Source organism: Xanthobacter autotrophicus (genome assembly GCF_030015065.1).
Taxonomy (GTDB): Bacteria; Pseudomonadota; Alphaproteobacteria; order Rhizobiales; family Xanthobacteraceae; genus Xanthobacter; species Xanthobacter autotrophicus_D.
Window position 1 is genome coordinate 1 of record NZ_JAIVFN010000265.1, and the last position, 1263, is coordinate 1263.

General features: G+C 65.2%; 1 protein-coding gene. It reads left to right on the top strand.

Going from position 1 to position 1263, the window contains the following annotated elements; all coding sequences use genetic code 11:
- The first annotated feature begins 66 nt into the window (after positions 1-66).
- A protein-coding gene (locus K9U40_RS22995) for an IS3 family transposase (RefSeq protein ID WP_282892402.1) occupies positions 67-1202 on the top strand; the annotation gives its coding sequence in 2 pieces (ribosomal slippage) (positions 67-322 and positions 322-1202; 1137 coding nt in all).
- The last annotated feature ends 61 nt before the right edge of the window (positions 1203-1263 follow it).

Below are 1263 nucleotides of genomic sequence, written 5' to 3' on the forward strand. Positions count from 1 at the left end.
TGAGGTGGTCCCCGAAAATCGGACAGGGAGTTAAGCTTGGTTCGGCCTGACGGAAGGACGAGCCCGATGACCGGGAAGAGGAAGCGTTATTCAGCGCAGTTCAAGGCGAAGGTGGCCCTGGAGGCGCTTCGCGGGGAGCAGACCGTGGCGCAGCTGGCGGCGAAGCATGGTCTCCACCAGACCATGATCAACGCCTGGAAGAAGCAGGCCGTCGAGGGGATGGCCGCGGTGTTCTCCGGCAAGGCGGAAGCCGCCGACGCCGCCCGCGAGGGCGAGATCGACCAGCTCCATGCCAAGATCGGCCAACTGGTGGTGGAACGGGATTTTTTGCGTCGGGCCTCCGGGCGATGAGCGTGGGGGCAAAACGCGACATGATCGAACCGGATCACCCCCAACTGCCGATCACGCGCCAGTGCGCCCTGGTCGGCATCAGCCGGTCGGCCTTCTACGGCGGGCCGCGGACCGAAAGCCCCGAGACCCTTGCCATTATGCGGGCGATCGACGGCCAGTTCCTCGAGACGCCCTGGTACGGCTCGCGGCAGATGGTTCGTCATCTGCGCCGGCAGGGACATGAGGTTGGGCGCAAGCGCGTGCGGCGCCTCATGGCCCGCATGGGGCTGGCCGCCATCTACCAGCGGCCGAAGACCACGGTGCGGCACCCGCAGCACCGCATCTTCCCCTATCTCTTGCGGACCATGACGATCGACAGGCCAGACCAGGTCTGGTGCGCCGACATCACCTACATCCCGATGCGGCGCGGGTTCCTGTATCTGGTCGCCATCATGGACTGGCACAGCCGCAGGGTTCTGTCATGGCGGCTGTCCAACACCATGGAGGCCGATTTCTGCATCGAGGCATTGGAGGAGGCCTTGTCCCGGTTCGGGCGGCCGGGCATCTTCAACACCGACCAAGGCAGCCAGTTCAGCAGCCCGCGCTTCACAAAGGTGCTGCTGGACGCCGGTGTGCGGATCTCCATGGATGGCCGCGGCCGGTGGATGGACAATGTGTTCATCGAGCGCCTCTGGCGGTCTCTGAAGTACGAGTGCATCTACCTCAACGCCTTCGAGACCGGGTCCGAGGCCCGGGCCGGGATCGGCAGGTGGGTCACCTACTATAATCGCACGAGGCCCCACTCGGCCCTCGGCGGCAGAACGCCGGAGGAGGTCCATACGGCCTGCGACAGCATCGACATGGCGGCGTAACGCACACCAGAACCAAGCTTAGCAAAGCCGCCAATCTGTCCGCCAAACCGGGACCACCTCA